This is a genomic window from Arhodomonas sp. KWT2 (assembly GCF_041949875.1).
GTDB classification, from domain to species: domain Bacteria; phylum Pseudomonadota; class Gammaproteobacteria; order Nitrococcales; family Nitrococcaceae; genus Arhodomonas; species Arhodomonas aquaeolei.
In genome coordinates this window covers 102,421-129,000 of record NZ_JBHFPQ010000043.1, presented here as the reverse complement: position 1 = coordinate 129,000, position 26,580 = coordinate 102,421, and the positions used below count along the sequence as shown (strand labels likewise).

Below are 26,580 nucleotides of genomic sequence, written 5' to 3'. Positions count from 1 at the left end.
CGTGCGACACGTCCGCCCGTCAGGCACCCGGTACCCGGCCTGCCGCCCGGTATTGCCAGCGATACCACCGCGGCTGTCGCTTGGTAGGGGCAACCGGGCTCTGCGGTAGGTGTCGCGGTGAAACCCTGGTGACCCGCTCACGTAGATCGGGGAGGCGTGAAGCGCCTGCCTGACATGCCGCGCACGGTGCCATTCCGCAGGTCCTGAATCCCTTGCCGGGTCCTGCTGCGGCTTGTCAGTGCGCGAATCCGGCCTATCTTGAAAGGGGCGGCAACGTTTTCCTCAGAACGAACAAGACCCGCGCACGGGTAGGAGGCGTCATCATGGCCAGCAAGCTTTCCCGCCGCGATTTCCTCAAGACCTCGGCGCTCGGCGTCGGTGCGCTATCCGTCGGCGCCGTGGGCCGTGGGGCCCGCGCCCAGACACCGACCATCCGCTGCGGGGTGGTGACGTCGCTGTCCGGTGCCAACCGCTTCGGCGGCAACCTCACCCGGCGCGGCTACGACCTGTGGGCCGAGGAGATCAACAAGCTCGGCGGTATCGATATCGGCGGGACCCGATACAAGGTCGAGATGTCCTACGGTGACGCACAGTCCAACCCGGCCTCCGGTGCCTCCGCCGCCGAGCGGCTGATCGTCCAGGAGGAGGTGGACGTCATCTTCGGGCCCTACACGTCCGGGGTGACGCTGGCGGTGCAGCCCATCTGCAACAAGTACCGCGTGCCGATGATCTCCGGCTCCGCCGAGTCGCCCAAGGTCTGGGTGGACAAGCCGCCGTTCAACTTCGGCATGATTCCCGCCGTGGACCTCTCATCGGGCAAGTCCCTCGGGGTGATCGCGGATTCGGTCTCGCCGCGGCCGGAGAGCGTCGGTGTGGTCGGCGTCAACGAGCCGTTCTCCGACGACACCGCCAAGGGCTTCCGCGATGGCGCCGAGCCCGCGGAGCTCGAGCTCACCGGTTTCGAGCTCTTCCCGGCCAAGGCGGACGTCACCCCGGTGGTGACCAAGCTCAAGTCGCAGAACCCGGATATCGTTGCCGTCGGCGGTCACGAGGAGGTGCTGATCAACTTCGTGAAGGCGGCGAAGTCGCTGGGTTACCGGCCCAAGGCGATGGTCATGCACTACGGCATCACCGCGCCGGCGTTCGCCGACCAGCTGGGTGCGGACGCCAACGGCGTCATGGGCATCTCGCTGTGGACACCCGGCGTGCCCTACAGCGACGATCTGTTCGGCAGTGCGGCGGACTACGACAAGCTCTCCTACGCCCGCTGGGGCAGCCACCCGGACTACACCGAGGCGGCCTGCTCGGCCAGCGGTCTGGTCCTCCAGGACGCCGCCGCGCGCATGGGTAAGGCGCCGCCGTGGAACCGCAGCGACCGCGAGGCCCTGGCCAAGGCCATCGAGGCCACGGACATCGAGACCTTCTACGGACCGGTGGCATTCGAGACCAAGGGCGATCACTTCCACAACAATACCCGTCCGGTGCCGGTCGTGGTGCAGATCACCGACGGCAAGGTGGTGCCGGTCGCCCCCGCCGACGCGGCCGAGGGTGATATCGTTTACCCGCTGCCGGCCTGGTCCTGAGAACGACGGGCGGCATTCCTGACGGCGACAGCGGGAGGCAATCGGGTGGATCTGTTCCTGCAGGCGCTGGCCAACGGCGTGCTGATCGGCGGGATCCTGGCGTGCCTGACCATCGGCTTCCAGCTCACCTTCGGGGTGCTCCACGTCATCGACTTTGCCGTGGGCGGCTGGGTCATGCTCGGCGGCTACGCCGGCTACTGGGCGCTGACCCTGCTGGGCCTGGACCCGTTCATCAGCCTGCCGCTGGTGGCCGTGGTGTTCGCGCTGGTGGGCCGGGCGCTGGGCCCGCTCATCTACCACGTGCGCACCAGCCGCTACGCACGCCCCGACCTCATGGCCCTGGCGCTCACCTTCGGTATCTTCATCTTCATGCGCGGTGGGGCACTGTGGCTGTGGTCGTTCAACAGCCGCAACGTGGACACCGCCATCGCCGGCCCGGCGATCCAGCTCGGGCCGGTGGCCCTGCCGGTGCTGCGGGTGGTGGCCTTCGCCGCTGCCGCGGCCCTGAGCCTGGCGGTGTTCCTGTTCCTCTACCGGACCCGCTTCGGGCTGGCCGTGCGCGCGGTGGCGCAGAGCCGGGAGAATGCCGGGCTCATGGGGGTCGACGTGCCGAGGCTCTCGGCCCAGGTGTACGCGGTCTACACCGGGCTGACCGCCGGGGTGGGTGTGCTGCTTGCGACCATCTACTCCGTCAATCCGGACGTGGGCGTGCGCTACACGCTGTTCGCCTTCTTCGTCGCCGTGCTCGCCGGCCTCGGCTCGGTGGGCGGGGTGCTGGTGGCGGGGCTGTTCCTCGGTGTGGTGGAGTCGCTGGTCGCGATCTACGTCGGCATCAGCTACTCCCACCTGGTGATCTTCGGTGCGCTCTACGCGGTGCTGCTGATATCGCCGCAGGGCATCCTCAGGCGCGGGCTGTGAAGGGGGGCGAATGGGGCTGACACGATGGCTGGCCGGGGTGATCGTCGTCGCGGTGCTCGCTGCCCTGCCGCTGGGACTGGACGCCTACTCGCTGCGGATCGCCACCGGGGTGTGCATGTGGGCCGGGCTCGCCTGCGCCTGGAATATCGTCGGCGGCTACGCCGGCTACATCAGCTTCGGCCACTCCGCGTTCTTCGGTATCGGCGCCTATGCCACGGCACTGCTCATGCAGCGGGGGATGGACTGGCCGTTCTTCGCGACGCTACCGGTGGGACTGGTGGTGGCCGCCGGCGTTGCGGCGGTGATCGGCGCGCCGACCATGCGCCTGCGCGGCTCCTACTTCGCCATTGCGACCTGGGCGTTCGCGGAGATGCTGCTCCAGCTCGTCAACGTCCTCGATGTCACCGGCGGGCCGGGGGGGCTGTCGGTGCCGCCGTATCTCAACGAGCACTTCTTCTACTACCTCATGCTCGCCGCCGCGGTGATCGCCTACCTGGCGGTCTGGGTGCTGGTGGAGCGCTCGCGTTTCGGCTTCCGGTTGCGGGCGCTGCGCGATCACGAGCCGGCGGCGGAGGCGCTGGGTATCCGCACCACCCTGGTGAAGGTTCAGGCCTTCGCGCTGTCGGCAGGTATCGCCGCGGTGTTCGGCGGGATCTACGCCTACTGGGTGACCTTCATCGACCCGATGTCGGTGATGGGCGGCGAGATCACCGACCAGATGGTGGTGATGGTGCTGCTCGGGGGGCTCGGTACCGTCTGGGGCCCCGCGCTCGGGGCAAGCCTGCTGTGGCTCACCAACCGCATGGTCTGGTCCGCGCTGGGTGACACGGCGATCTACCTGCCCATCCTCGGCGTGATCATCGTCGCGGTGGTGCTTTTCCTCCCCAACGGGCTGGTGAGTCTGCTGCCGGGGCTCGGACAGCTGCGCCGGCGCGGTCACCGCCTGCTCACGGGCATGGTGCGCAAGCTATGAGCACGGTGACGGATACACGTACGCACACGGACGAGCCCCCGGCGCTAGCGGTCGCGGGGCTGAGGCGCCGTTTCGCCGGCATCGTCGCGGTCGACGGCGTGACCTTCGACGTCGACCGCGCCGAGGTGCTCGGCCTGATCGGGCCCAACGGCAGCGGCAAGTCCACGCTGTTCAACCTCATCGCCGGCGCGCTGACGCCGGACGGCGGAACGGTGCGGCTCGGCGGGCAGGCCGTCACCGGCTGGCCGGCGTGGCGGGTGGCCCGCGCCGGGCTCGGGCGGACGTTCCAGATCCCCTCGCTGTTCGGCAACATGAGTGTCCACGACAACCTCCTGGCGGCGAGCTGCGAGGGGGACTGGCGGGGCGCCCCGGAACGCGCGCGGCAGGCGCTCGCGCTTCTGGAGATCGACCACGTGGCGGGGAACCTCGCCTCCGAGCTCTCCGGCGGGCAGCAGAAGCTGGTGGAGTTCGCCCGCGTGTACATGCGCTCGCCGCGGGTGGTGCTCCTCGACGAGGTCACCGCCGGGGTGCACCCGAACATCCGCGCCATCATCCTCAACGCGGTGCGCGCCATGCAGTTGGATGGCGCCACCTTCCTGCTCATCGAGCACGACATGGAGCTTGTCCGCGAGGTCTGCGACCGTATCATCGTCATGGACTTCGGCCAGGTCGTCGCGGAGGGCAGCTTCGAGGAGATCGCCGGCAACGCCGAGGTCCGGCGCGCGTACCTGGGACGGAGCGAATGAGCGAATCGCTGGAAGTCGAGGATCTGGTCACCGGCTACGGCAAGCAGGAAATCGTCCACGGCGTCTCCCTGGCCGCACGCCCGGGCCGGATCACCTGCATCTTCGGGCCCAACGGCAGCGGCAAGTCCACCGTGATCAAGGCCATCGCCGGCGCGCTGCCGGTATGGTCCGGCGAGATCCGCCTCGCCGATCGCACCCTGAGCGGGCGGCGCGTGCATGAGATCGTGCGCGAGGGCGTCGTGCTCATGCCCCAGGGCGGCGGCGTCTTTCCGCGTCTGAGCGTGGAGGAGAACCTGCGCATGGGCGGCTACTCCATCGCCGACCGTCACTGGGTGGACTCGCGTGTCGAGGCCCTGATCGGTGAGTTCGAGAACCTCGGCCGGCGCCGCCATGTCGCCGCCGGCTCGCTGTCCGGCGGCGAGCAGATGATGGTGGCCATCGCCCGGGCGCTGGTGCCCGAGCCCAGCTTCGTGCTCCTCGACGAGCCCTCGGCGGGGCTGTCGCCGGCGATGGTCCACGACACCATCGAGCGGGTGCGCACCCTGCGCGACCGCGGTGTCGGCGTGCTTATGGTCGAGCAGAACATCCGCGAGGCGCTTCCCGTGGCGGACCATATCTATGTCCTCGCCGGCGGCCGCCGCCAGTTCGGCGGCTCGCCGGAGCAGATCCGCGACGACGCCCAGCTCATGAGCCTGTACATGGGCGGCTGAACGCCCGGAACCGCCCCTATGATGGCGTTGCCGTCTCCCGCGCCGGGGCGCGTTCCGCCGGGCGGGCGATGAGCAGGAAGCTTGCCAGCGTCGCCAGCCCCATGGCGGCGATGATGAAGGCCATGGAGTGGGAGGTGCCGTCGTGGAACTGGCCCACGAGCGCACCGGCGCCGGCGGCGATGGCCATCTGTATGAACCCGAGCAGCGCGGAGGCGGAGCCGGCCATCTGCGGGAACGGGCCGATGGCGCCGGCCATGGCCTGGGGCATGACGATGCCCACGCCGGTCATGAACAGCATGTGCGGCACGATCACGGCCGCCACCGTATAGACGCTGGCCGCCGACAGGCCCGCCATGGCCGAGCCCGCGGCGGCGGAGAGCAGGCTGCCGGCGAGCATCAGTCGCTCGATCCCCCAGCGCCGGCTCAGCCGCCCGCCGATGATGCTGCCGCCCATGTAGCCGAGTACCACCAGGGTGAAATACAGCCCGTAGTGCTCCTCCGCCACGCCGAGGAACTCGATCAGCACGAACGACGAGCCGGAGAGGAAGGCGAACAGACCCCCGAAGACGAAGCCCACCGCCAGGGAATAGCCCACGAACACCCGCGAGCGGACGAGGGTGCGGTAGTTGGCGGCGATGACCCCGGGACGGATGGGCTGGCGGTAGGCGGCGGGCAGGGGCTCCGGCAGCGCCAGGGCCACGGTCGCGGTCACGACGGCGGCGTAGACCGCGAGTACCACGAACAGCGAGGGCCAGCCGGCCGCCACGAGCAGGTAGCCGCCGAGCACGGGGGCGGCGGCGGGTGCCAGGGCCATCGCCGTCGCCAGGTGCGAGAGCACCCGGGCCGCCTCGCGGTGACCGTGGATGTCGCGAACCGCCGCGCGCCCGAGCACCGGGCCGACGCACCCGCCGAGGGCCTGGAGGAAGCGCAGGGCGATCATCGTCTCGATGGTCGGGGCCAGCGCGCAGCCGATGGTGGCCAGCACGAACAGCGCCAGCCCCCCGACGATCACCGGTTTGCGGCCGAAACGGTCAGCGAGCGGGCCGTAGATGAGCTGGGACAGGGCGAAGCCGAGCATGTACACGCTCAGCGTGAGCTGGACCTCGTCGCTGCTCGCCTCGAGCGCCCGGCTGATGGCCGGCAGGGCGGGGAGGTAGAGATCCGTGGCGAGCGGGCCGATGGCGACCAGCGCCGCGAGCAGCAGGGTGGTCGTCCTGGACTTGGGTTCCAGCAATGCGTTCCTCCTTCGGCCCGTCGTTGTGACTAACCTTTCAGGACGTATACGCCCTGGAAGGTTAGTATCGCTGCACACAAAACGGCCCGACTGCGTCGGGCCGTTGGCGGGTGGCGAGCGGGGGCGGCGCTACTTGGGCCGCTTGTCGATGACCCGCTTGGCCTTGCCCTGGGAGCGCTCCACCTCGCCGGCGTTCAGCACGCGGACCTCGGTGCTGATGCCGATGTAGGACTTGATGTGATGCTGCAGGTCCTTGGCCAGCGCGACCTTCTCCTCGTCGCCGACCTCGCCGAGATCCTGCCGGGGCTCGACGTAGACAGCCATCTTGTCCAGGTGCCCGTCGCGCCAGACCTCGATCTGGTAGTGCGGCGCCAGCTGCCCCTGGTTGCAGATCCGCTCCTCGATCTGGCTGGGGAAAACATTAACACCGCGAATGATTAGCATATCATCCGAGCGCCCCGTGATGCGGCCCATCCGCCGCATGGTGCGGGCGGTGCCCGGCAGCAGGCGGGTGAGGTCGCGGGTGCGGTAGCGGATGATCGGCAGCGCCTCCTTGGTGAGGCTGGTGAACACCAGCTCGCCTTCCTCGCCGTCGGGCAGCACCTCGCCGGTCTCCGGATCGATGATCTCCGGGTAGAAGAGGTCCTCCCAGATGGTGGGGCCGTCCTTGGTGTCCACGCACTCCTGGGCCACACCCGGACCCATGACCTCGGAGAGGCCGTAGATATCCACCGCGTCGATGTCGAAACGCTCCTCGATCTCTTGGCGCATGGCGTCGGTCCAGGGCTCGGCGCCGAAGATGCCGACACGCAGCGAGGTCTGGCGCGGGTCCATGCCCTGGCGCTCGAACTCGTCGGCGATGTTGAGCATGTAGGAGGGCGTGACCATGATGATCGACGGCTTGAAGTCGGTGATCAGCTGCACCTGCTTCTCGGTCTGCCCGCCGGACATCGGGATCACCGTCGCACCGAGGCGCTCGGCACCGTAGTGCGCGCCCAGCCCGCCGGTGAAAAGGCCGTAGCCGTAGGCCACGTGGACGATGTCGTTGGCACTCCCGCCTGCGGCGCGGATGGAGCGGGCCACGGCGTCCGCCCAGGTGTCGATGTCGTTCTTGGTGTAGCCCACCACGGTGGGACGGCCGGTCGTGCCGCTGGAGGCGTGGATGCGGACCACGTCGCTCATGGGCACGGCGAACATGCCGTAGGGGTAGTTGTCCCGCAGGTCGTTCTTGTAGGTGAAGGGGAATTTCGCGAGGTCGGCGAGGCTGTTGAGCTCATTGGGATGCACCCCGGCCCGGTCGAAGCTCTCGCGGTAGAACGGGACGTTCTTGTAGGCGTGGTTGAGCGACCAGCGCAGGCGCTCGAGCTGGACGTGGCGCAGCTCGTCGAGGGTGCAGGTCTCGACGGGCTCGAGCAGCGTTCGCAGCGGGACGTTGGGGCTCTTCATCTGGGACTCTCCTTCCCCGGGGTAGGGATGCTTGCCGGTATTCTTGGTCGCGTTGCCCGGCCGCCGTTCCCCGGCGGCCGGTGCGGGCCTCAGACCCGCTCAATCACCATGGCGATACCCTGACCGACGCCGATGCACATGGTGCACAGGGCGTAGCGCCCGCCGCGGCGGTGCAGCTCGTTGACCGCCGCCAGCGCCAGGCGCACGCCGCTCGCGCCGAGCGGATGGCCCAGGGAGATCGCGCCGCCGTTCGGGTTCACATGTCCGGCGTCGTCGGCGACGCCGAGCATGCGCAGCACCGCCAGCGACTGGGCGGCGAAGGCCTCGTTGAGCTCGACCACGTCCATATCCTTGATGCCGAGTCCGAGGCGCTCCAGCAGCTTGCGGCTCGCCGGGGCGGGGCCGATGCCCATCACCCTCGGGGCCACGCCGGCGGTGGCCATGCCCAGCACCCGCGCCCGCGGGGTGAGGCCGTGGCGCTTAACCGCCCCCTCGGAGGCCACGATCAGCGCACCGGCGCCGTCGTTGACGCCGGAGGCATTGCCGGCGGTGACGCTGCCGCCCTCGCGACGGAAGGGCGTCGGCAGCTTGGCCAATGCCTCCGCAGTGGTCTCCGGACGGGGATGCTCGTCGCTGTCCACGACCACCGGATCGCCCTTGCGCTGGGGGATCGTCACCGGGGTGATTTCCTCGGCGAGGCGGCCCGACTCCATCGCGGCGTGGGTGCGCTTCTGGCTGCGCAGGGCGAAGGCGTCCTGGTCGTCGCGGGAGACGCCGTAGTCCTCGGCGACGTTCTCGGCGGTCTCCGGCATGGAGTGGGTGCCGAACTGCTCCTCCATCAGGCGGTTGACGAAGCGCCAGCCGATGGTGGTGTCGTAGATGTCGGCGTGCCGGGAGAAGGCCTTCTCGGCCTTGCCCATGACGAACGGCGCCCGGGACATGCTCTCGACGCCGCCGGCGATCATCAGCTCCGCCTCCCCGGCGCGCACGGCGCGGGCGGCGGTGCCGACGGCATCCAGGCTGGAGCCGCACAGGCGGTTGACGGTGCTCCCGGGGACGTCCTCGGGCAGGCCTGCGAGGAGGGCGGCCATGCGTGCGACGTTGCGGTTGTCCTCGCCGGCCTGGTTGGCGCAGCCGAGGATGACATCCTCCACCGCCGCCCAGTCGACGTCCGGGTTGCGCGCCATCAGCGCCTTCAGCGGCACGGTGGCCAGGTCATCCGCGCGCACCGCCGCCAGCGCGCCGCCGTAGCGGCCGAAGGGCGTGCGCACGCCGTCGCAGATATACGCTTGAGTCATTCCTTCACCTCCAGCCCGGGCACGATCCGGCCCCGGGTCTGATAGGACTTGCCGCGGAACAGCGCGACCACGCGGCCGTCCTGGTTCTCCACCCGGATGTCGTAGACCCCGGTGCGCCCGCCGCGGCTGCGTTCCTCGCCGATTGCGGTGAGGTGGTCGCCGCGCTTCGCCGGCGCCAGGTAGTCGATGGACGCACCCTGGGCGACGGTGATGAGGTTGTTGTAGTTGCACGCGAAGGCGAACGCCGAGTCCGCCAGCGTGAAGATGAACCCGCCGTGGCAGTTGTCGTGGCCGTTGGCCATGTCGTCGCGCACGGTCATCGACAGCCGGGAATACCCGGGGCTCACGGCCTCGAGCGTCATTCCCAGACCGCGCGAGGCGGTATCGTCGTCCCACATGGCCCGGGCGCAGCGCTCGGCCATCTCCTGCGCCGAGACGGTCTCGACGGTCGCTTCATCACTCATGGAATCCGGCTCCTGCATAGACCTTTCGCCACAGCAGCGGCGAGACACGGTAGCGATCCAGGCCGTAGACCACCGCGAGGCTGTCCAGCACCTGGCAGACCTCGGGCAGGCCGATGGCCTCCGCCCAGGCCAGCGGCCCGCGCGGGTAGTTCACGCCCCCCTTCATGGCGGTGTCGCAGCCCGCGGCGTCGCACACCCCCTGGTTCACCGCGTCCGCGCCCTCGTTGGCGAGCATGCACACGGTGCGCATCACGATCAGTCCCGGCACGTCGTCGATCACCGAGACCTCCCGGCCGAGGGCCTGGAACAGCCCGGCGGCGCGCTCGACACCGGCGGCGGGGGTCTGGTCCGCGGCGGCGATCACCGCGCGGGCGGCGTCGGCGAAGTCCAGCGCCAGGTCGAAGACCACCAGCTCCTCGAGGTCCTCCTCGAACGCCCGCTCCGTGGCCAGCCGGCCGTCGGTGAGGGCGAGGGTGGTGGGGCCGACGTGGAGGTAGCCGTCCTCGCCGTCCTGGCGCTCGACCGCGATACCCGCGGCCTCGATCGCCTCCACCAGCGGCTCGGCGACACCCATGTCGCCCTCGACGACCACCCGCTCCGGGCGCGGGGCGGCCGGAGCGGCGGCGGGGACGGGGTTGTCCGCACCCTCGCGGTAGTCGTAGAAACCGCGCCCGGACTTGCGCCCGAGCAGCCCGCCCTCGACGTACTCGCGCTGCAGCAGCGAGGGCAGGAAGCGCGGGTCCTGGTAGTAGGCGTTGAACACCGAGTTGGTGACCGCGAAGTTCACGTCCTGGCCGATCAGGTCCATGAGCTCGAACGGCCCCATACGGAAGCCCCCCGAGCCCTTGAGCGCGGCGTCGATGGTGGCGACGTCCGCGCCGCCCTCCTCGAGCACCCGCAGCGCCTCGGCGTAGAAGGGCCGGGCGACGCGGTTGACGATGAACCCGGGCGTGGAGCGGGCGTGCACCGGGTGCTTGCCCCAGGCGGCGGCGGTCGCGTGCACCGTCTCCGCCACCGCGCGGTCGGTGGCGATGCCGCTGATGACCTCGACGAGCCTGAGGATCGGCGCCGGGTTGAAGAAGTGCATGCCCACCAGGCGTTCGGGGCGCCGGAGCCCGGCGCCGATGGCGGTCACGGAGATCGAGGAGGTGTTGGTGGCGAGGATGACGTCCTCACCGCAGATGGTCTCGATCTCGCCGAACACCGTCTGCTTGATATTGATGTCCTCGACGATGGCCTCGATCACCAGGCCCGCCGGCGCGAGTCCGGCGGTGGTATCCACCGGCGTGATCCGCGCGCAGATGGCGTCCACCTGCTCGGCGCTCATGCGCCCGCGCTCGACCAGGCGCTGCATGCCCGAGCGCGTGCGCTCGATGCCCTTGGCGGCGGCGCCCTCGACGGCGTCGAACAGCAGCACGGGGTGGCCGGCGGTGGCGGCCACCTGGGCGATGCCGGCACCCATGGTGCCCGCGCCGATGACGCCGATGACGGTGTCGGTGCTCAGTGCGCTCATGCTCATTTCCCCTGGAACTGCGGGTCGCGCTTGTCCATGAAGGCGGCCACGCCCTCGCGGTAGTCGTCGGTGCGTCCGGCGGCGCGCTGGAGGTCACGCTCGAGGTCGAGCTGCTGGTCCAGGTCGTTGTGCCAGGAGGCGTTGATCGCGCGCTTGATCAGCGACAGGCCCTTGGTGGGCTGGCCTGCGAGGTGGCGGGCGAGGGCGTCGGCCTCAGCGGCGAGCTGCTCGTCGTCGACCACCCGCCAGATCATGCCCCAGGCCTCGGCCTGGTCGGCGGAGAGCTTGTCGCCGAGCATCGCCAGGCCCATGGCGCGGGCGTGGCCCACCAGTCGCGGCAGGTGCCAGGTGCCGCCGGAGTCCGGTAGCAGGCCGATCCTGCAGAACGCCTGGATGAAGCTCGCCGAACGCGCGGCGAGGACGATGTCGCAGGCGAGCGCGAGGTTCGCGCCGGCGCCGGCGGCGACGCCGTTGACCGCGCAGATCACCGGCATCTCCAGGGCGCGGAGCTTGCGGATCAGCGGGTTGTAGTTCTTCTCGATGGACTCGCCGAGGTCCGGGGCGTCGCCGCCCGGGGCAACGTTGCGGTCGGAGAGGTCCTGGCCGGCGCAGAAGCCGCGGCCGCTGCCGGTGATCAGCAGGCAGCGCACGCCCTCGTCACGCTCGGCGGACTTGATCGCCGCGCGGACCTCCTCGTGCATCTGTGCGTTGAAGCTGTTCAGCGCCTTGGGCCGGTTGAGGGTCAGCGTGGCGACCCCGGCCTCGACGGCGTATTCGATGGTCTCGTAGCTCATGGCGGTCTACCGTCCCTTGAACTCGGGCTTGCGCTTTTCCATGAAGGCGCTGAGGCCTTCCTGGCGATCTTCGGTGGCGGCGAGGATGGTGAACGCCTGGCGCTCCAGGCGCAGGCCGGCGCCGAGGCCGGTGTCAAAGGCCTTGAGCAGCACGTCCTTCGCCTGGCGGACCGCTATGGGCGGTTTGGCGGCAATGGTGGCGGCCAGCGCCTGGGCGCGCTCGATGGTGGCCTCGCGGGGCGTGATTTCGGCGATCAGCCCGCTGGTCAGCGCGGTGCGGGCGTCGATCCATTCCCCGGCGAGTACCATCTTCATCGCCAGCGGCTTGCCTACGGTACGGATCAGGCGCTGGGTGCCGCCGGCGCCGGGCAGGATGCCGAGATTGATCTCCGGCTGGCCGAACTGGGCGTCGTCGGCGGCTATAATGATGTCCGCGTGCATGGCGAGTTCACAGCCACCCCCGAGCGCGTAGCCGTTGACCGCGGCGACGATGGGCTTGGGGAAGTCGGCGATGCGTTGCCAGTAGCCGGGGCGGGCGTCCTCGACCACGCCCTTGAGATCCAGGGAGGCGAGCTCGCCGATGTCGGCGCCGGCGGCGAAGACCTTCTCCCCGCCGGTGAGCACGACCGCGCGGACGGCGTCGTCGTTCGCGGCGGCGTCCAGGGTCTCGGCGATCTCGCGGAGAAGATTGGTGCGCAGGGCGTTGCGCGCCTTGGGTCGGTTCAGGGTGATCTGCAGGACATGATCCGTCGCGTGCGCCACGACGATGTCCTCGAAGTCGGCCATGTCTGCCCCTCCTCCTGCAAACGGGTTGTCGGCGCCGTGGCGGGTCGGAGGAACACGGCCTGAGTCTTTTCCGGCCGGTATTCGGTATCGCGTCCCGCAGCCCCGTACGGGGGTGCCTCGTTCCCGCCGGCATCCCCGTCATGACGCGCCTTGCGGCGGGTTTCGGGCGCCGGTTCAGGTCGCCGAACAATACAGCAACGGTTTAATAGGATACAAGAATTTCATTGACAGAGGTCAAATACGTATCAAAATACGGGCGACCTTAAGGCATCGTCCGCGCCCGTCCCCGCGCCGTAGCCGGCACGCGGCGCCGACGAGAAGTATGGACCAGGCCCGTTGGTGAATCATCGGCGGGCGGCACCCCAGGAGGCGAGATGGCACAGGATTTCTACGCGAAGCACCAGCAGACGCTGGACAAGGCGATCGAGGTCACGCGCACGCGGGAGTTCTGGAGCCCGTACCCGGAGATGCCGAGCGGCAAGATCTACGGCGAGAACGCCGCGTCCGAGGGCGAGGCGGCGTTCAAGGCGCGGCTGAACCGGCCGTTCGAGCTGGAGATGCCGGGGATCGAGGGCGAGATCGGCGAGGAGCACTCCCCCTACGGCTTCGACCTCGGTATCCGCTATCCCCGGGTCGACATTGACACCCTGATCCCCGCCATGCAGTCCTCGCTCAAGGCCTGGCGCGACGCCGGCCCGGAGCAGCGTGCGGGCGTGTGCGCGGAGATCCTGGAGCGTCTGAACCGGCGCAGCTTCGAGATGGGCCACGCGGTGATGCATACCACCGGGCAGGCCTTCATGATGGCCTTCCAGGCCGGCGGCACCCACGCCCAGGACCGCGGTCTGGAGGCGGTGGCGTACGCGCTCGAGGCCCAGACCCGCACTGCCAGCGACGCGCGCTGGGTCAAGCCCCAGGGCAAGCGTGACCCGCTGGAGATGGACAAGCACTTCCGCGTCATCCCGCGCGGGCTCGCGCTGATGATCGGCGTGTCCACATTCCCGACCTGGAACGGTTACCCGGGCCTGTTCGCGAGCCTCGCCACCGGCAACCCGGTGATCGTCAAGCCGCACCCGCACACGGTGCTGCCGCTTGCGATCACCGTTGAGGTCTGCCAGCAGGTGTTGCGCGAGGCGGGCTTCGACCCGTGGCTCGTCTCCATGGTGGTGGATACCCGCGAGGCGCCGGTGACCAAGGAGCTGGCGCTGCGCGAGGAGATCGGCGTGATCGACTTCACCGGCAGCTCCGAGTTCGGCGAGTGGCTGGAGCGCAACTGCCACCACGCGCAGGTCTACACCGAGAAGGCCGGCGTGAACTCGATCGTCATCGACTCCACGGACAACCTCAAGGGCATGGTGCAGAACCTCGCGTTCTCGCTGTCGTTGTACTCCGGGCAGATGTGCACCACGCCGCAGGACATCTTTGTGCCGCGGGACGGTATCGAGACCGACCAGGGGCACCTGTCCTTCGACGAGGTGGCTAGCGCCATCGCCGAGGGCGTGCGCAAGTTCCTCTCGGACAACGACCGGGCCACCGCGGTGCTCGGCGCCATCCAGGCACCGGTGACGGCGGACCGCATCGAGGAGTCCACCAGCCTCGGCGAGGTGGTGCTCGCCTCCGAGGCCCGCGAGCACCCCGAGTTCGAGAATGCGCGGGTACGCACGCCGCTTATCCTCAAGGTGGACAGCGCCGACGAGGACACCTACGGCCGCGAGCTCTTCGGGCCGATCGCCATGGTCATCGCGACCGACGGCACCGATGACAGCATCGACCGGGCGCGCCGCCTCGCGAAGTCCAGGGGGGCGATCACCTGGGGCGTGTATGCCAGCGACGAGGTCGTGCTGGAGCGCATGGAGGCGGCGGCGCTGGACGCCGGCGTGTCGCTGTCCGTGAACCTCACCGGCGGTGTCTACGTCAACCAGACCGCGGCCTTCAGCGACTACCACGCCACCGGCGCCAACCCGGCGGCGAATGCCTGCCTGTGCGACAGCGCGTTCGTGGCCAACCGCTTCCGCGTGGTGGAGACGCGGCGGCACGCGGCGTAAGCTAACGTCGCCGCACCGCCCGACCGGGGGCGGGGTGGCTTACCGGTGGCGGCGTTTCGGTGGCCGGGGAGGGGCGCCGACACGCCTGCCGGGAGGCAGTCACGGCGTCTCCGGGACCGGCAGGCCATCCTCCCGCCCCGGCTGATGCGTGCCCCGCGGCGAGTGATCCAGGAGGAGAGCCCATGCCCTGTTACGCCATCGACGGGATCCGCCCCGTCGTCCACCCGGACGCCTACGTCCATCCCTCCGCCGTGCTCATCGGCGACGTCATCGTCGGTCCCGGTGTCTACGTCGGCCCGTGTGCCTCGCTGCGTGGCGACTTCGGCCGCCTGATCCTGGAGGAGGGCAGCAACCTCCAGGACACCTGCGTGATGCACGGCTTCCCCGGTACCGACACCGTCGTCGAGCCGGACGGGCATATCGGCCACGGTGCGGTGCTCCACGGCTGTCGCGTGCGCGAGAACGCCATGGTCGGGATGAACGCCGTGGTCATGGACAACGCCGTGGTGGGCGAGTCCACCATCGTCGCGGCCTCCGCGTTCGTGCGCGCCGACGTGGAGCTGCCGGCGCGCAGCCTGGTCGTCGGGGTCCCCGCCAGGGTCCTGCGTGAGCTCACCGACGACGAGGTCGAGTGGAAGCGCGAGGGCACCCGGACCTACCAGAACCTGACCCTGCGCTCGGCGGGCAGTATGGTGGAGGTCACGCCGCAGGCGGAGATGGAGCCGGACCGTCCGCGCATGGACGTCGGCGACGTCGAGCCGCTGTACCAGCGGCGCCGGCGCGGGTCCTGAACGTCACCGCGGGCACGCCCTCCGGGGCGCCGCCGGCGCAGACCGCGCCCGTACCCCGGATCACCAGAGCCTGAATACAGGAGGCGAAGACAGCCCCATGAGCTACCAGTACATCACCACCGAGACCCGCGGCCGCGTCGGCATCGTCACCCTCGACCGGCCCAAGGCCATGAACGCCCTCTCCGATGCCCTCATGCACGAGGTCGGGCAGGCGCTCGCCGCCTTCGACGCGGACGACGCCATCGGCGCGGTGGTCCTCACCGGCAGCGAGAAGGCCTTCGCCGCCGGCGCGGACATCAAGGACATGGCGAGCTCCGACTTCGTCGACCTCTTCCGCCGGGACTTCCCCGGCACCGACGGCTGGAGTGCGCCGGATCGCTTCCGCAAGCCGCTGATCGCCGCCGTCGCCGGCTATGCACTGGGTGGCGGCTGCGAGCTGGCGATGGCCTGCGACTTCATCATCGCAGCGGACAACGCCCAGTTCGGTCAGCCGGAGATAAAGATCGGCGCGATGCCCGGCGCCGGCGGCACCCAGCGCCTGACCCGCGCCGTGGGCAAGGCCAAGGCCATGGAGATGTGCCTGACCGGCCGCAACATGGACGCCGAGGAGGCCGAGCGCGCCGGCCTGGTGGCCCGCATCGTCCCGGCCGAGCAGCTCCTCGAGGATGCCGTGCGCACCGCGGCGAAGATCGCCGGCCACTCCCTGCCGTCGACCATGCTGGTGAAGGAGTCCGTCAACCAGGCCTTCGAGACCCCGCTTCGCGACGGTCTGCGCCAGGAGCGCCGCCTCTTCCAGGCGACCTTCGCCACGGAGGATCAGAAGGAAGGCATGGCCGCGTTCGTGGAGAAGCGCAAGCCGGACTTCAAGCACCGGTGATCCGGATGCGGCGATCACGGAGACCGGACCCGCGTCGCGTCGGGCCTGGTCTCCGTGGTGCGTCGAGGTAGGTCGCGCCGGCCTTTCGTGCAAGGATGGGTCGCTCATCGCCAGCCGGCGCCGACGACCTGGAGTGACATGACACAGCCGGACAACCGATTCCCCGATACCGACCGCAACGGCCTCTACCGGGCCATTCGCGAGCGCCGGGACGTGCGCTCGCAGTTCCTGCCCGATCCGGTCCCGCCGGAGGTGCTGGCGCGTCTGCTGCAGGCGGCGCACCATGCGCCGTCGGTGGGCTTCATGCAGCCCTGGGACTTCATCGTCATCGAGAGCACGGCGGTACGGCAGGCCGTGCGCGGGATCTTCGAGCGGGAGAACGAGCGGGCTGCCGCGCAGTACGGCGGTGAACGTGCCGGGCTCTACCGCAGCCTCAAGCTCGAGGGCATCCTGGAAAGCCCGCTCAACCTCTGCGTGACCTGCGACCGATCTCGCGGCGGGACCAACGTGCTCGGGCGCAACACGATCCTGGAGACGGATCTGTTCAGCGCCTGCCTGGCCGTGCAGAACCTCTGGCTTGCCGCCAGGGCGGAAGGCATTGGCGTCGGCTGGGTGAGCATCCTTGATCAGGGGGAGCTGGCCGGAACGCTGGGGCTGCCCGAAGCGGTCTATCCGCTGGCCTATCTCTGCGTGGGCTACGTGAGCGAGTTCCTGACCCGGCCGGAGCTGGAGAGCCGCGGCTGGCGCTCGCGGTTGCCGCTGGACGAGCTCGTGCACACCGACGTCTGGGGGCAGCCGCTGCCGGTCGGGCCGCTGGCATCGGCGCTGCGGGACCCCGATCCCTTCGGGGGATAGCCCGTCCGCGTGCCTATCCCGGGGACCGGGTCCGCCGAGACATACGCAGACACGTTTTGTTAATAAGAATATTTCGCGTTCGCGTTTTAGGGGGTATGGTGGGGCGATCTCTCAGCAACAGCCTTCCAGGAGGTCGACCCATGCACCACCCTCGAGCCCTCTTAGCCCTGATACTGCTGCTGGCGGCGCCGGCGGCCTTCGCGGCGCAGTGCGAGGTCACCGTCGAGGCCAACGACGCCATGCAGTACGACACCGACCGCATCGAGGTCAGTCAGTCCTGCGAGACGTTCACCGTGACCCTCGAGCACGTCGGCCAGCTGCCCCGCGCGGCGATGGGTCACGACTGGGTCCTCAGCACCACCGCGGACAAGCAGGGCGTGGTCAATGACGGCATCGCCGCGGGCATCGACAAGGGTTACGTGAAGCCCGACGACGAGCGGGTCATCGCCGCCACGGACCTCATCGGCGGTGGCGAGCAGACGACGGTGACCTTCGATCCCTCCGAGCTGGAGGAGGGCGGGGATTACAGCTTCTACTGCACCTTCCCCGGCCACGCGTCGGTGATGACCGGCAAGCTCGTGGTCACGGACTGACCCGCTCCCCAGGCCGGCGGCGGTGCCCGGGGCGCGCCGCCGGCGCCCCTCCCGACCCCGGAGGCCCGCCGGGGTGCCGGGTTCCTCCCGGCGATGTCCGCGGGGGCGCCCTTCGCGCGGACCGGTGGCTGTTCGGGTGCCGTGGCCTCGACCACCTGCCCGGGGCCGGGGGCCAGGGCGGACCCGACGTGGCGATTGATATCCATCAATACGTGGAATGGTTCTAAGTTGCAGCATGGGGATCGCCACGGATTCGGCCATTGCCATTCCTCTCTCCCACTTCAGGAGGTTCCCATGCGTTATTCCTGTCTTCTCGTCGCCCTGGTGCTGTTCTCCGCCGCGCCGGCGAGCTTCGCTGCCAACTGCACCGCCACGGTGGAAGCGAACGACGCCATGCAGTTCAGCACCGAGCATATCGAGGTCAGCCAGTCCTGCGAGACGTTCAAGGTCGTGCTCAAGCACGTGGGCGACCTCTCGCTCCAGGCCATGGGCCACGACTGGGTCCTCAGCGAGACCAACGACATGTGGGACGTGGTGAACGCGGGCAATACCGCCGGCGTGGACAACGGCTACGTGAAGCCCGGCGACGAGCGCGTGATCGCCGCGACGGACCTTATCGGCGGTGGCGAGCAAACCTCGACGACCTTCGACCCCTCGAAGCTGGAGAAGGGCGGGAATTACAGCTTCTACTGCACCTTCCCCGGTCATGCCTCGCAGATGAAGGGCGAGCTCGTCGTCGTGGAGTGACGGCGCCGGCGGTGGGGCCGTTGCCGGCCCCGCCCGCCACTGGTGCTAGCGCGAGCCCTCGCCCATGGCAAGGAACGAGCGGGCCGCCTCGGCGTTGCCGCCGAGCTCGCGGAAGCTGCTGAGGGCGCCGAGCAGGGCCGAAGACTCGTAGGGGACGAGCACGCGGTCGCCCTCCTTGGCGATATCCGGGAGCTTCTTGAGGTACTCCAGCCCCAGCAGGTAGCCGATGATGGTGTCCATGCCGGCGGCGTCGCCGGTGGCCTCGGTCAGCCGGGTGATCGCCTTGCTCTCGCCCTCTGCGCGCAGAATGGCCGCCTCCCGGTCGCCCTCGGCGGTGAGCACGGCGGCGCGCTTCTCGCCCTCGGCGCGGGCGATCTCCGCTTCCTTCTGGCCGTTGGCCTCGGTGACCGTGGCGCGGCGCTTGCGCTCGGCGGCCATCTGGAGTCGCATCGCCTCCTCGACCTCCGTGGGCATCGCGATATCCTGGATCTCCACGCGGTTGACCTTCACGCCCCACTTGTCGCCGACCTCGTCCATGGTGGTCTGCAGCGCGTTGTTAACCTCGTCCCGGCTCTCGAAGAGCTTGTCCAGCTCCATCTTGCCGATCTCCGAGCGCAGGGACGTCTTGGCGAGCACCTCCACCGCCTGGATGAAGTTCTCCACCTCGTAGACGGCCATCTTCGGGTCCAGGATCTGGAAGTACAGTGCGCCGTTGACGGTGACGGTCACGTTGTCCCGGGTGACCACGTTCTGGCCGGGAAAATCCAGCACCGTCTCGCGGCGGTCGATGCGTGTGACCCGCTCGACGAAGGCGGTCATCTCCCCGCCTTTCTCGCGATAGCGGCGCACGGTGATCGCCCGCGGGCGGTCGATGAAGGGGATGACCCAGTTGATACCCGGAGTCAGCGTCTTGCTGTAGGAACCCAGCCGTTCCATCACCACGGCCTCGCTCTGCTGAACGAGCATGATGCCCTTGATGATGACGGCGATGGCGACGGCGGCCAGGATGCCCGCGATGGTCAGGCCCATGGTTGTGAGTCTCCTCGTCTCTGCGGGGGGCGGTGTGGCGTCGGCGTCAGTCCGCCGGCGCCACGATGGCGGTGATGCCCTCGATGCGCAGCACGCGGACACGGCTGTCCGCCGGTGGGATGCTGCCGTCCTCGAAGCGCACGGGCAGGGCGTCATGACGCAGGTGGATCACCGCGCGGCCGTTTCGGACGATCACGGTGCAGATCCGGCCGGCCTCGCCGCCTTCGCCGGCGACGGCGTACCGGACACGCTCGCGCCGGCGGCGGACGCGCCGGATGACCAGCGGCGTTAGCGCCATGTCGACCACCGCGGCGGTAATAATCTGGACGGTCAGGGGAAAGCCGGTGAATCCGGCGACCAGGCCCCCGACCGCGAGGCCGGCAGCCAGCGCCAGGAAGAACAGCTCACCGCCGGCGAGGAGCTCGAGCAGCAGGGCGGCGAGGGCGGCGATCAGCCACAGGTGCCAGGCGGCGAACTCGAGGCCCATGAAATCTCCCTGTCGTGAGCGTGGGTCTGGCCTGGTTGCATCGTTTGGCCCCGTGCCGGCAGTGGCCTCCGCAGGGACATGGCCGGGGCGGCCCGGGTCCGCACAGCATAGCGGGAAGCCGTTCGTATGCATACCAGGGTCGGGAGGGGGCGCAGCGGTCGGTGGATGCCCGCCCGGTGCCCGTCGGTAGGGGGTGAACGGCAGATGGGGGTGCCCCCATCCGCCGTTCACCGCATGGCGGTGCGGGTCAGCCCTGCCACTCGGCTGCGGCCTTGTCGAAGGTCTCGGTCATGTGACCGGTGGGCTGGCCGAGGAGGCTCGCGACTACGATGGCCACCGCGCAGAGCACGAAGCCCGGCAGGATCTCGTACATCTCGAAGATGCCGCCGGAGAGCTGTTTCCAGACCACCACGGTCACGGCACCCACAATGATGCCCGCCAGGGCGCCGTTGCGCGTCATCCGCCGCCAGAACAGCGAGCCGATGATCACCGGGCCGAAGGCCGCGCCGAAGCCGCCCCAGGCGTAGGAGACGAGCCCCAGCACCTTGCTGTCCGGGTTGCCGGCGATGATCAGAGCGATCAGCGCGATGCCCGCCACCGCGAGGCGTCCCACCCAGACGAGCTCGTTCTGCGTGGCGTTGGGCCGGACGAACGGCTTGTAGATGTCCTCCGCGAGGGCGCTGGAGGAGACCAGCAGCTGGGAGTCGATGGTGGACATCACCGCCGCGAGGATGGCGGCGAGCAGAACGCCGGCGATCCACGGGTTGGCGAGCGTGGTGGAGAGCAGGATGAACACCTTCTCACTGTCCTGGAGCGGGTTGTCGGCGAAATAGGCGTAGCCCACGTAGCCCGTGAAGATGGCGCCGAACAGTCCGAGCACCATCCAGGCGATGCCGATCAGCCGCGCGGTGGGCACGTCGTGATGGCTGCGGATCGCCATGAACCGCACGATGATGTGCGGCTGGCCGAAGTAGCCGAGCCCCCAGGCCATGAGCGAGACGATGCTGAACAGGGTCATGCCGCTCAGGGCATCGTTGAAGCTCGGGTCCATGCTGCCGACCTGGGAGACCGTGGACCCCCAGCCGCCCATCGCCTGGATGCCGACCAGGGGCACGATGACCAGGGCCAGGAACATCAGGATGCCCTGGATGAAGTCGGTCCACGAGACGGCCAGGAAACCCCCGAGGAAGGTGTAGGAGATGATCACCAGGCCGCCGATCCACAGCGAAGCGGTGTAGGACAGCCCGAAGCTCGCCTCGAACAGCTTCGCCCCGGCCACCAGCCCGGAGGAGGTGTAGAAGGCGAAGAACAGCAGGATGACCGCCGCCGAGATCACCCGCAGGATCTTGCTGGTGTCGTCGAAGCGCCGCTCCAGGTAGTCGGGCACGGTGATGGCGTCGTCCGCGACCTCCGTATAGACGCGCAGCCGCCGGGCAACGAACTGCCAGTTCAGGTAGGCGCCGATGGTCAGGCCGATGGCGATCCAGATCTGGTTCATGCCCGAGGCGTACATCGCACCGGGCAGGCCGAGCAGCAGCCAGCCGCTCATGTCCGAGGCGCCGGCGGACAGGGCCGCCACGCCGGCGTTGAGGCTGCGTCCGCCGAGGACGTAGTCGGACATGTTGCTGGTCAGGCGGTAGGCGGCGATGCCGATGGCCATCATCGCCACCAGGTAGACCACGAACGTGGTCACCGTCGGGAGATTCATCGTGACTTCCATCGCCTCGCCTCCTCTAGCCCCGGCGTGCACCGAGCCAGGTGATGACGGACAGCGCCACGCACAGCGGCATGGGCACGAGCAGCCAGAACCAGGTGGCCGTGGTCAGTGCGTCTTCCATGGGGATCCCCTTTTGCTCGTTGTCGCGTCTCTCGTGTGGGTGGTTACTCGTTGAAGCGCTGCGGTTCGGGCAGCAGCAGGTTCTCGCCGGATTCCCCGGTGCCCTCGTCCTCCAGCGACATCAGCGAGGCGTTGCCGCCGGCGGCGGTGGTGTCGATGGATAGCGCCCGCTCAGTGGCGAAGCGGTAGAGGTAGCGCGGGCCGCCGGCCTTCGGGCCGGTGCCGGAGAGCCCCTCGCCGCCGAACGGGTGCACGCCGACCACCGCGCCGATCATGTTGCGGTTCACGTAGGCGTTGCCCACCTTCATCCGCGAGACCACGCGGTTCACCGTGGTGTCGATGCGGCTGTGGATGCCGAAGGTGAGCCCGTAGCCCATGGCGTTGACCTCGTCGACGACGCGGTCGATGTCCCGGGCGCGGAAGCGGACCACGTGCAGGATCGGGCCGAACTTCTCCTCGCCGAGCTGCTCGATGCTCTCGAGCTGGTAGGCCTGGGCGGGGAAGAATGTGCCGCTGCCGCCGTTGACGGGGAGCTCGCAGCGGTGCAGCAGGGTCGCCTCCTTCTCCATGCGCTCCGCGTGCTCGCTCAGCATCCGCCGGGCGTCCTCGTCGATCACCGGGGTGACATCGGTGGCGAGCGACCACGGGTCGCCGATGCTGAGCTCCGCCATGGCGCCGCGCAGCATCACCAGCAGCTTGTCGGCGATGTCCTCCTGCACGTAGAGCACCCGCAGCGCGGAGCAGCGCTGGCCGGCGCTCTGGAAGCTCGATTTGAGCACGTCCGCGACGACCTGCTCCGGCAGCGCCGAGGAGTCCACGATCATCGCGTTCTGGCCACCGGTCTCGGCGATCAGCGGCAGGATCGGCCCGTCGCGCTGGGCCAGGGTCTGGTTGATACCGCGGGCGGTGGGCACGGAGCCGGTGAAGGCCACGCCGGAGATGCGCGGATCCGCCACCAGCGGCGCGCCCACGGTGGGGCCGTCGCCGGGCAGCAGCTGGAGCACGTCGCCGGGGATGCCGGCGCGGTGGAGCAGGCTGACGGCGTAGTGGCCGATCAGGCTGGTCTGCTCCGCGGGCTTGGCGATCACCGCGTTGCCGGCCGCCAGGGCGGCGGTCACCTGGCCGGTGAAGATCGCCAGCGGGAAGTTCCACGGGCTGATGCACACGAACACGCCGCGGCCGCGCAGCTCGATGGTGTTGCGTTCGCCGGTGGGGCCGGGCAGGGGCATGGGACCGTCGAACTCCCGCCGGGCCTGGGCTGCGTAGTAGCGGCAGAAGTCCACCGCCTCGCGCACCTCGGCGATGCCGTCGGGGATGTGCTTGCCCGCCTCACGGGCGCACAGGGCGATCAGCGTGGGCATCTCGGCCTCGAGGAGGTCCGCGTAGCGCTCGATGCAGGCGGCGCGCTCGCTCGCCGGGGTGCGGTCCCAGTCGTCGAAGGCGCGCTGGGCGCGGGCGATGGCGTCCTCCACGTCCTGGGGCGTGGCCCAGGTGATCTGGCCGACCACGCGGGTGCGGTCCGCCGGGGCGCGTACCGCCTCGCCCTCGCCGAGCCGGGTGCTGCCGCCGATGATCGGGCCACCCTGCCAGTCCATCGCGTCGGCGCGCTGCATGCCCTCGTGCAGCCAGTTCAGGTGGGTGATGTCGCTGATGTCCACGCCCATGGAGTTGCGCCGCTCCGGCCCGTAGATGTCCGCGGGCAGGGGGATCCGCGGGTGCGGGATCGTATGGTGACGACGGACCTGGGCGATGGGGTCGGCGATGATCTCGTCCACCGGGGTCTTCTCGTCGACGATGCGGTTGACGAAGGAGCTGTTCGCGCCGTTCTCCAGCAGCCGGCGCACCAGGTAGGCAAGCAGGTCCTCGTGGCTGCCCACCGGGGCGTAGATGCGGCAGGGCAGGTCTAGGTTGTCCTCGCCGACGATCTGGTCGTAGAGCGCCTCGCCCATGCCATGCAGGCGCTGGAACTCGAAGTCGCGGTTATCGCCGGCCACCTCCAGCACGTAGGCGAGGGTGTGGGCGTTGTGGGTGGCGAACTGCGGGTAGAACGCCTCGCGGTCGGCGAGCATCTTGCGCGCGCAGGCCAGGTAGGCGACGTCGGTGTTCGCCTTGCGGGTGAACACCGGGTAGCCGTCGAGGCCCTGTTCCTGGGCGATCTTGATCTCGGTGTCCCAGTATGCGCCCTTGACCAGCCGCACCATGAAGCGCCGGCCGTGGCGCCGTGCCAGGTCGGCGAGCCAGTCCAGCAGCGGGAAGGCGCGCTTCTGGTAGGCCTGCACGGCGAGGCCGAGGCCCTGCCAGTCGCCCAGCTCCGGGTCCGAGGAGACCATCTCGATGATCTCCATGGACAGGTCCAGGCGCGCGGCCTCTTCGGCGTCGATGGTGAGGTTGATGTCGTGGTGGGCGGCCAGCCGGCAGAGGTCGCGCAGCCGTGGCAGCAGCTCCTCCATGACGCGGCGGCGGTGGCTGAGCTCGTAGCGCGCGTGCAGCGCGGAGAGCTTCACCGACACCCCGGGGGAGTCGTACGGACCGCGGTCGCCGGCGACGGCGCCGATCGCCTCGATGGCCTGGCGGTAGTCCTCGAAGTAGCGCAGGGCGTCCGCCTCGGTGCGGGCGGCCTCGCCGAGCATGTCGTAGGAGTAGCGGTAGCCCTCCTTCTCCAGGGGGCGGGCGCGCTTGAGCGCTTCGTTGATGGTGCGGCCCATCACGAACTGCCGGCCCATGATGCGCATGGCCTGGCGCACCGCCTGGCGGATCACGGGCTCGCCGCTGCGCCGGACCATCCGGTGCATGATGGTGCGGAAGTTGCGCTCCGGGTTGTCCTGGCTCTTGAGCACGCGGCCGGTGAGCATCAGGCCCCAGGTCGAGGCGTTGACGAACCACGAGGTGCTCGCGCCGAGGTGCGATTCCCAGTTGGAGCCGCCGATCTTGTCCTCGATGAGCTTGTCGACCGTCTCCGCGTCCGGCACCCGCAGCATCGCCTCGGCCAGGCACATGAGCACGACCCCCTCCTGGCTGGAGAGCTCGTATTCGTGCATGAACGCGTCGATACCGCTGTCGCGGCTGTTGCGCCGGACCTCCTGGACCAGGCCCCGGGCGCGTTCGGCGATGCGCTCCTTGGACTCGGCGGGCAGATCCGCGGCGTCCAGCAGCTTGCGCACGTGCGCCGTCTCGTCACAGCGATAGGCGGAGATGACGGGCTGGTACAGCGGGTGGTCGACAACAGAGGGTTTCTCGAAGTGCATGGGCGCCTCGTTAAGGGTTGATACGGCTCATATCGGTGCTGCGGTCCGGCAGTCCGGGCCGATCGCACCATCCTAGACGTTTTGGCATCGCTATGCCGTGGGGTGACGGCTGGTGCCTCCCACGGCGATTGTCGGGTCCTCCGGCGCGTTCACGCCGTGGAGTCCGGATTGTCCGGTGCGGGCAGCAGCGTCTCCCCGCCGGCCGGCCGGTGCGACTCCACCCGGCAGAGGAGCTCGCCGCGGGAGAGCCGGGCCAGCACCCGGGTGCCGTCGCCCGCCTCGGTGGCGTCACGAAGCGGCACGCCATTTCCGGCATCGGCGACAATGGCGTAGCCGCGCTCCAGGGTTGCCAGGGGGCTGACGGCCTGGAGGGCGTGCATCTGGTGTGTCAGGCCGGTGCGTTTGGCGGCCAGTGTGCGCCGGACACCGTTGCCCAGCCGCCGGGTGAGCTCGTCCACGCGCTCGCGCCGCTCCGGGATCCGCCGGCGCGGATCGTGGGGCGCGAGCCGGCGGGCCAGGCCGGCCAGGTGCTGCCGCCGCGTGGCGATGGCCCGCCGCTGTGCGCCGGCGAGGCGCTGCTCCAGCTCGTCGAGCCGTTGGGCGCGCTCCTGCAGGCGCCGGCCGGGATGCTGCAGGCGCAGCCGGTGGTCCACCCCGGTGAGTGTCGTGCGCCGCCGGTGGAGCACATCGCGCATGGCGGCGATGAGGCGGCGGCGCCGCTCGACGACCGCCTGGCGCAGCGTTGCCGCGTCCGGCGAGAGGAGCTCGGCAGCGGCGGAGGGGGTCGGTGCGCGCTGGTCGGCGACCAGGTCGGAGATGGTGACGTCCACCTCGTGGCCCACGGCGGAGACCACCGGCAGCGGGCAGGCGGCGATCGCGCGGGCGAGGACCTCCTCGTTGAACGCCCAGAGGTCCTCCAGCGAGCCGCCGCCCCGGGTGAGCAGGACCGTGTCGACCTCGCCGCGGCGGCCCGCCTGGGCCAGCCGTGCGGCGATGGCCTCTGCCGCGCCCTCGCCCTGGACCGGTACCGGGTAGACGATGACATGCATGCCGGGGAAGCGCCGCCGGAGCACGTGGAGCACGTCGCGGATCGCCGCGCCGGTCGGCGAGGTGACCACCCCCAGGCGCCGGATCCGCGACGGCAGGGCGCGCTTGCGTTCGGCGGCGAACAGCCCCTCGCGGTCGAGCCGCGCCTTGAGCTGCTCGAAGGCCTGCCGCAGTGCGCCGTCGCCGGCCGGCTCCATGTGCTCGACGATGAGCTGGAACTCGCCGCGGGCGGGATAGAGGCTCACGCGAACGCGTGCGATCACGCGCGTCCCGTCCGCCGGGCGGAAGCGCAGGTGGAGGTTGCGGTTGCGGAACATGGCGCAGCGCACCTGCGCCTCGCTGTCCTTGAGGCTGAAGTAGATGTGGCCGGAGCGTGGACGTGCCAGGTTGGAGACCTCGCCCTCGACCCAGAGCAGGGGGAAGCCGCTCTCCAGCAGCAGCTTCACCTCGCGGTTGAGCCGGGAGACGGTGTAGACGTCCTGTGGCGGCGGCGCGTTGTCGACCATGGGCGGGAAGAATACCAAGGTCGGGGTGTGCCCGGGCAAGCACGGATGATGCTGCACAG

At 69.7% G+C, this 26,580-nt stretch carries 23 protein-coding genes; 11 read left to right on the top strand and 12 right to left on the bottom strand.

Translation table 11 applies throughout. From position 1 onward, the window contains the following. Positions 1-323: 323 nt before the first annotated feature. From ACEZHJ_RS09905 to ACEZHJ_RS09885, 5 genes are read left to right on the top strand one after another with little or no spacing between them, the layout of a single operon-like run. Positions 324-1,583 carry an amino acid ABC transporter substrate-binding protein gene (locus tag ACEZHJ_RS09905; RefSeq protein ID WP_018718241.1) on the top strand — a complete coding sequence of 420 codons (1,260 nt, stop codon included), beginning with the start codon at positions 324-326 and terminating at the stop codon, positions 1,581-1,583. A gap of 45 nt (positions 1,584-1,628) precedes the next feature. Beyond that, entirely contained in the window at positions 1,629-2,501 is an 873-nt protein-coding gene (locus ACEZHJ_RS09900) for a branched-chain amino acid ABC transporter permease (RefSeq protein ID WP_018718240.1), read from the top strand. 10 nt (positions 2,502-2,511) lie between these two features. Continuing rightward, positions 2,512-3,474 carry a branched-chain amino acid ABC transporter permease gene (locus tag ACEZHJ_RS09895; RefSeq protein WP_018718239.1) on the top strand — a complete coding sequence of 321 codons (963 nt, stop codon included), beginning with the start codon at positions 2,512-2,514 and terminating at the stop codon, positions 3,472-3,474. Next, positions 3,471-4,220, top strand: coding sequence for an ABC transporter ATP-binding protein (locus ACEZHJ_RS09890; protein WP_018718238.1), 750 nt, complete (start codon positions 3,471-3,473; stop codon positions 4,218-4,220). Before ACEZHJ_RS09895 ends, ACEZHJ_RS09890 begins: the two co-directional genes overlap by 4 nt. Continuing rightward, the gene (locus ACEZHJ_RS09885) at positions 4,217-4,930 is read left to right on the top strand and encodes an ABC transporter ATP-binding protein (RefSeq protein ID WP_163138622.1); all 714 of its coding nucleotides are present in this window, start codon (positions 4,217-4,219) and stop codon (positions 4,928-4,930) included. The genes ACEZHJ_RS09890 and ACEZHJ_RS09885 overlap by 4 nt, the downstream gene beginning before the upstream one ends. 16 nt (positions 4,931-4,946) lie before the next feature. Here ACEZHJ_RS09885 and ACEZHJ_RS09880 read toward each other — a convergent pair whose 3' ends face one another. From ACEZHJ_RS09880 to paaF, 7 genes are all read right to left on the bottom strand, one after another. Continuing rightward, complete coding sequence (locus ACEZHJ_RS09880; RefSeq protein WP_018718236.1) at positions 4,947-6,164, bottom strand: multidrug effflux MFS transporter; 1,218 nt, start codon at positions 6,162-6,164, stop codon at positions 4,947-4,949. Between the two features lie 129 nt (positions 6,165-6,293). Then, a complete protein-coding gene (gene paaK / locus ACEZHJ_RS09875; protein WP_018718235.1) occupies positions 6,294-7,610 on the bottom strand; it encodes a phenylacetate--CoA ligase PaaK in 1,317 nt (438 codons plus the stop codon). 89 nt (positions 7,611-7,699) lie between these two features. Continuing rightward, on the bottom strand, positions 7,700-8,908 hold the full coding sequence (gene pcaF / locus ACEZHJ_RS09870; RefSeq protein WP_163138623.1) for a 3-oxoadipyl-CoA thiolase: 1,209 nt from the start codon (positions 8,906-8,908) through the stop codon (positions 7,700-7,702). Further along, complete coding sequence (paaI, locus tag ACEZHJ_RS09865; RefSeq protein ID WP_163138624.1) at positions 8,905-9,372, bottom strand: hydroxyphenylacetyl-CoA thioesterase PaaI; 468 nt, start codon at positions 9,370-9,372, stop codon at positions 8,905-8,907. Before paaI ends, pcaF begins: the two co-directional genes overlap by 4 nt. Then, positions 9,365-10,885 (bottom strand): 3-hydroxyacyl-CoA dehydrogenase PaaH, encoded by a 1,521-nt coding sequence (gene paaH / locus ACEZHJ_RS09860; protein WP_163138625.1) that lies wholly within the window; start codon positions 10,883-10,885, stop codon positions 9,365-9,367. Before paaH ends, paaI begins: the two co-directional genes overlap by 8 nt. 2 nt (positions 10,886-10,887) lie before the next feature. Next, positions 10,888-11,679: a 2-(1,2-epoxy-1,2-dihydrophenyl)acetyl-CoA isomerase PaaG gene (gene paaG / locus ACEZHJ_RS09855; RefSeq protein WP_163138626.1), complete on the bottom strand. Its 792-nt coding sequence runs from the start codon at positions 11,677-11,679 to the stop codon at positions 10,888-10,890. Between the two features lie 6 nt (positions 11,680-11,685). Further along, entirely contained in the window at positions 11,686-12,465 is a 780-nt protein-coding gene (gene paaF, locus ACEZHJ_RS09850) for a 2,3-dehydroadipyl-CoA hydratase PaaF (protein WP_163138627.1), read from the bottom strand. 374 nt (positions 12,466-12,839) lie between these two features. Here paaF and paaN point away from each other — a divergent pair, with 374 nt between their 5' ends. The 6 genes from paaN (at position 12,840) to azu (ACEZHJ_RS09820) (ending at position 18,370) form a co-directional block, all read left to right on the top strand. Continuing rightward, positions 12,840-14,507: a phenylacetic acid degradation protein PaaN gene (paaN, locus tag ACEZHJ_RS09845; RefSeq protein ID WP_163138628.1), complete on the top strand. Its 1,668-nt coding sequence runs from the start codon at positions 12,840-12,842 to the stop codon at positions 14,505-14,507. Between the two features lie 182 nt (positions 14,508-14,689). After that, positions 14,690-15,298: a phenylacetic acid degradation protein PaaY gene (gene paaY / locus ACEZHJ_RS09840; protein WP_018718228.1), complete on the top strand. Its 609-nt coding sequence runs from the start codon at positions 14,690-14,692 to the stop codon at positions 15,296-15,298. Between the two features lie 97 nt (positions 15,299-15,395). Continuing rightward, on the top strand, positions 15,396-16,175 hold the full coding sequence (locus tag ACEZHJ_RS09835) for an enoyl-CoA hydratase (RefSeq protein ID WP_018718227.1): 780 nt from the start codon (positions 15,396-15,398) through the stop codon (positions 16,173-16,175). A gap of 138 nt (positions 16,176-16,313) precedes the next feature. Beyond that, entirely contained in the window at positions 16,314-17,030 is a 717-nt protein-coding gene (gene bluB, locus ACEZHJ_RS09830; RefSeq protein ID WP_018718226.1) for a 5,6-dimethylbenzimidazole synthase, read from the top strand. Positions 17,031-17,170: 140 nt separating this feature from the next. Beyond that, complete coding sequence (gene azu / locus ACEZHJ_RS09825; protein ID WP_018718225.1) at positions 17,171-17,623, top strand: azurin; 453 nt, start codon at positions 17,171-17,173, stop codon at positions 17,621-17,623. A gap of 294 nt (positions 17,624-17,917) precedes the next feature. Next, positions 17,918-18,370, top strand: a complete 453-nt coding sequence (azu, locus tag ACEZHJ_RS09820) for an azurin (RefSeq protein ID WP_163138629.1) — start codon at positions 17,918-17,920, stop codon at positions 18,368-18,370. Positions 18,371-18,415: 45 nt separating this feature from the next. Here azu (ACEZHJ_RS09820) and ACEZHJ_RS09815 read toward each other — a convergent pair whose 3' ends face one another. The 5 genes from ACEZHJ_RS09815 to xseA all read right to left on the bottom strand — a co-directional run bounded on the left by ACEZHJ_RS09815 (position 18,416) and on the right by xseA (position 26,521). Then, on the bottom strand, positions 18,416-19,399 hold the full coding sequence (locus ACEZHJ_RS09815; RefSeq protein ID WP_018718223.1) for an SPFH domain-containing protein: 984 nt from the start codon (positions 19,397-19,399) through the stop codon (positions 18,416-18,418). A 46-nt stretch (positions 19,400-19,445) separates the two neighbouring features. Continuing rightward, on the bottom strand, positions 19,446-19,886 hold the full coding sequence (locus ACEZHJ_RS09810; protein ID WP_163138630.1) for an NfeD family protein: 441 nt from the start codon (positions 19,884-19,886) through the stop codon (positions 19,446-19,448). Positions 19,887-20,133: 247 nt separating this feature from the next. After that, positions 20,134-21,606, bottom strand: coding sequence for a sodium/proline symporter PutP (putP, locus tag ACEZHJ_RS09805; RefSeq protein WP_163138631.1), 1,473 nt, complete (start codon positions 21,604-21,606; stop codon positions 20,134-20,136). 161 nt (positions 21,607-21,767) lie between these two features. Continuing rightward, on the bottom strand, positions 21,768-24,968 hold the full coding sequence (gene putA, locus ACEZHJ_RS09800) for a bifunctional proline dehydrogenase/L-glutamate gamma-semialdehyde dehydrogenase PutA (RefSeq protein ID WP_163138632.1): 3,201 nt from the start codon (positions 24,966-24,968) through the stop codon (positions 21,768-21,770). Between the two features lie 149 nt (positions 24,969-25,117). Beyond that, positions 25,118-26,521 carry an exodeoxyribonuclease VII large subunit gene (gene xseA / locus ACEZHJ_RS09795; protein ID WP_163138633.1) on the bottom strand — a complete coding sequence of 468 codons (1,404 nt, stop codon included), beginning with the start codon at positions 26,519-26,521 and terminating at the stop codon, positions 25,118-25,120. Positions 26,522-26,580: the final 59 nt, after the last annotated feature.